The organism is Vibrio sp. V04_P4A5T148 (assembly GCF_963875605.1).
GTDB classification, from domain to species: Bacteria; Pseudomonadota; Gammaproteobacteria; order Enterobacterales; family Vibrionaceae; genus Vibrio; species Vibrio anguillarum.
Genome location: NZ_CAWNMS010000105.1, coordinates 1 through 3,750 on the forward strand (window position 1 = coordinate 1; position 3,750 = coordinate 3,750).

The 3,750-nt window shown below is 34.9% G+C and carries 4 protein-coding genes; all 4 read left to right on the forward strand.

The genetic code is table 11. The features are described from left to right. Nucleotides 1–128: 128 nt before the first annotated feature. Nucleotides 129–644, forward strand: coding sequence for a DUF6933 domain-containing protein (locus AACT18_RS17550; protein WP_094143484.1), 516 nt, complete (start codon nt 129–131; stop codon nt 642–644). A gap of 162 nt (nt 645–806) precedes the next feature. Continuing rightward, complete coding sequence (locus tag AACT18_RS17555) at nt 807–1,652, forward strand: hypothetical protein (protein ID WP_094143341.1); 846 nt, start codon at nt 807–809, stop codon at nt 1,650–1,652. Continuing rightward, on the forward strand, nt 1,652–2,209 hold the full coding sequence (locus AACT18_RS17560; RefSeq protein WP_141138122.1) for a hypothetical protein: 558 nt from the start codon (nt 1,652–1,654) through the stop codon (nt 2,207–2,209). Before AACT18_RS17555 ends, AACT18_RS17560 begins: the two co-directional genes overlap by 1 nt. 8 nt (nt 2,210–2,217) lie before the next feature. Then, on the forward strand, nt 2,218–3,030 hold the full coding sequence (locus tag AACT18_RS17565) for a hypothetical protein (RefSeq protein WP_094144309.1): 813 nt from the start codon (nt 2,218–2,220) through the stop codon (nt 3,028–3,030). Nucleotides 3,031–3,750 lie beyond the last annotated feature (720 nt).

Below are 3,750 nucleotides of genomic sequence, written 5' to 3' on the forward strand. Positions count from 1 at the left end.
AGTGTTTAAGGTGGAGTGCGGAGGCTTCGGTATTGCGTTGCTCACACCTTAACAGGGCGTTATGTTGCAATCTGGTTTTGCACACATTATCGTAGCTGAAAGTAATCATAAATCAGGATATTACGTTTATGTATCAGTTGCGATGCACAAAAAAAGTTCAGGATGCATTAGGTTTAAAGTCCGCAGATTTAATTGAAGTCCAAGATGAAAGTTTCACCATAGGTAATTGGTATGTAAACCTTTTTACGGCTGACCGTAGAAAGTGCCTAGTTTTCATGGAAGAGAAAACTTTGATGTCGTTTGTGCTTGTTGGTTATAGAAAAGAGCACGCAAAAGACATAGGTAAAATTTTCAAAAATGGTGTTTTACAGCTACTTGAGCTCGAAGACTTTCCTTCTGAAATTATCGAAGCTTATGAGAAAGCGCCAGAGAGTGTACTGTTTACAAAGACAGCTAGTAAAAAGCTACTGAGTAACATGAATGACGTTGTAAGTGGTTATGAGCACTTTATTTACGCTGATGGCGGGCTAAAGTACAGTGATTTCACTAATGCAATGTTGCGGATAAACAGGACTCCACAGAGAACTTTAGAATGGACATTTCCAATAGAAGCCTTACATAAGCTCTTTGGCACAGCAACATAACAAACGCTTCAAGAGGGACTTCCAACGCGTGGCATTTTTATTATGCGTTGATTTTGGTGATTACGGTGTTATGCGGAAACTTGATAGTAGCGTTGTCAGCCCCTTAAGCGGGCGTTAGGCATCAGTTGGAAACTTTCGCAGTATTTTTTAAGAAGGAAATTTATGAATAGCTACAAATATTTTCTTATTTACGATCGTAATAAACAGGTTATCTATGGGGAATGCATTAATTGGCGTTGTGGTGAATTCGACTCAATCAAAGAGTCTGACATAACAATAGGTTTAAAAAAGCAATTTAAAGCTAGATTCATTGTGTCAAATATACGTATAGACTCTGTAGATGATGACAAAAAGTGTATCAATATTAATGGTGGTGTCACACTTCGGTATGAAGAAGATTATGACGATTTTATCACTCAACGCTCTGATGAAGTTGTTTTCAGTCCGTTAATCGATCGCTGCAGCAAGATAAAAATGTTTGTCGGTAGTGAAATGACAAGTTATAAATACCAATCTTGGGCTAATGAACATAAGCAATTGTTAGAAGAAGTAAAAACAAAGTTTGATCTTGATCTGCTAAATCGCCCAGAATTATTAAATTCATACACTTATTATGATCCAACTCGTATTGTTGTAAATAGCAAATTTGTTGATAAACCCTTAAAGGGGGAGAATCGTTTACCTCAAAGATTACAAGTTAAGTTCTTTGATGAATTTAATGCTTATGCCAAAGCGAAGTATGTTATTACAGGATACTGTGAAGATATAGATCCACAAATAAAAAATGGAATCATATCGGAGAAGGAAACTTTAATTAATTTCTCCAATAGTCCAGATGAAATAGAAATTGAAATAATAGATCAAGGGGAAACTATATTTAACAGTAGGCATGGTTTTATAAGAAATATAAACATTAGGGGGAGAGTTATTGGAGATAGTGTGACTCTTGATAATGGTTCTGAGGTATCTACATATAATGAGCTAAATATGAATGTGGGTAAAGAATAGTGTCTAGATTAAGAGATAGAATAAATAACAGACGGAATTTATTAGTCAGCAAATCAAATTCATGTATACCCAAAGCTGTAAGTGATAAACCTTTTGAGTATGCTACAAGCCTTTTTAAGGCAAGTGTACATCACACATCAAAAATAGAAAAAATAACCATTATTGACCCATATATTATGCCTATCGACTTAGATAATCTGACCTCTTTATTTGGTGGAAGTAGTAAAATTACGCTAGAAATAATTTCAAAGTTCAATTCTGTAGGTGATAACGATGAGAAAGAAGATAGAAAAATTAAAATCAATGAACGTAAAAGTCATCTTGTAAAAAATGGATTATTTAAAAGCATCGATTTGATTCACTCTAAAGAATCAATGCATGATAGGTATTACATTTATTGGTGTGAAGAGACGATGTTAAACGTTTTTTTTGTTGGAGGCTCTATTGGTCAAAAATTTTCTGACTACATAGGTATTGCAGAAATATCTGACAAATTCATGCTTAATAACATTGCAGAATATTATAATAAGCTAACTTATAATAAATTGATTTCATAGGGGGAATTATGAAGATTTCATTACCTTTAGTTCCACGTACAGATAAAATGAACAATGTTTTATGGCTTTTTAATACCCGAAAATACATTTCAAGGTTTGATGTGTATAGCGCTTATAAAGCATTTTTTGATAAAGAACCTGATGGAACACCTACAGTTGAGGAAATGGTGAATGTTTTTGAAAGCAGTGAAGAAAATGAAGCAAAAATTACAGTTAAAATAGTATCTCATAACTTTGAAAGAGCTAGTGTGGATAAATACTTAAATGAAGAGGCAACTAAATACTTTGGTATCGCTCTAGCCATTGAGTACAGAATGCTAGATAAAATAATAAAAATCGCTGATGATTCAGATGTTTTCTTATACTTAACTGAGTATTCTCTAAACCAAGAAGAGCTTTTGCTTATTGATAAAAATGGTTTAATAGAAAAAATTTCAAAAAGGTTAGTCGATAAGAAATTAGTTATGTTTACAACGTTATTAGAAAATTTTGAAAAGTTACTAAAGGCGAGTGATGGTAAGGTAATTAACTCGGACTTTGTATCTCGTTATATCGATCATGCTAGCTTCTACAATGAAAATACATTATTAAAGTATATATTTGAGAAGTTTACAGACTCACATCCTTCGCTAGAAAAACTTGATTCATTATCTTGGGACCCTTTTACAAAATCTCGACGTTTTAGTCATTGGCTTAATGTTTGCAATCGTATGGATGATATTTCTAGATATTATTTAGAAATAGAGAGCGAGAATGAAGTCATTAAAGAGAATAAGCGGTACATCAAAGCATATCTCGAATTTAAAGGTGTCTACAGTTAACTACGAGAAAATGCCTAACAAACTGTTTAAGAGGGATTCCCAACGCTTGGATTTTTGGTTCCAATTTGTGTGTTGTGATTACGGTGGTAATTTTAGGTTATGTGGTAGCGTTGCTCACCCCTTAACAGGGTGTTATGCAACTCAGGTAAATTTAGGGGCTCAAACTTTTGGGATTTCTCCGGCTATTCGTTTTGTGTTGTCGGCAAATGAGCTTTTTTACCCTCAAATTCTTGGTTAACTCAAGCCGTAAAACAGGCAAAGTTCTTTGTTTGCCTCAATGAGTTTTGGTGCTGGTTTGTTGTGAATTTAGCGCGCGCAAAGTGTGGAAAGGGCAAGTTAATCGATCATTTTGCTTTTGCTGAAGTTTTCGCTCGTTGAGTTTGTCTGATTCAAAAGCTTGGTTTGTTGTTGAAAGGTGGACTTTGTTTTGGCGGCTTATTTATCACGGCTCTGGCTTCGGTTGGTTCTTGAATCACTCAATCATTGCAATTGTGGCTTTTGGTCGTGTAAATTCGGTTTATCTCATTGAATTTGCATAACAAACGGCTCAAGAGGGATTGCCAACGCGTGGCGACTTTAGTGCAAAATTGAAATTCAGTGTTTACAGTGTGTTTTTTGAGTTCGGCGGTGCGTTGTCAACCCCTTAGCCGGGCGTTATGCAACTCAGGTAAATTTAGGGGTTCAATCTTTTGGATTTCTCCGGCCATTCGTTTGGTATTG

Excerpts from the sequence above, each read along its gene's own strand:
- AACT18_RS17555 (WP_094143341.1), top strand. The coding sequence starts at position 807 with ATGAATAGCTACAAATATTTTCTTATTTACGATCGTAATAAACAGGTT.
- AACT18_RS17565 (WP_094144309.1), top strand. The coding sequence starts at position 2,218 with ATGAAGATTTCATTACCTTTAGTTCCACGTACAGATAAAATGAACAAT.
- AACT18_RS17550 (WP_094143484.1), top strand. The coding sequence starts at position 129 with ATGTATCAGTTGCGATGCACAAAAAAAGTTCAGGATGCATTAGGTTTA.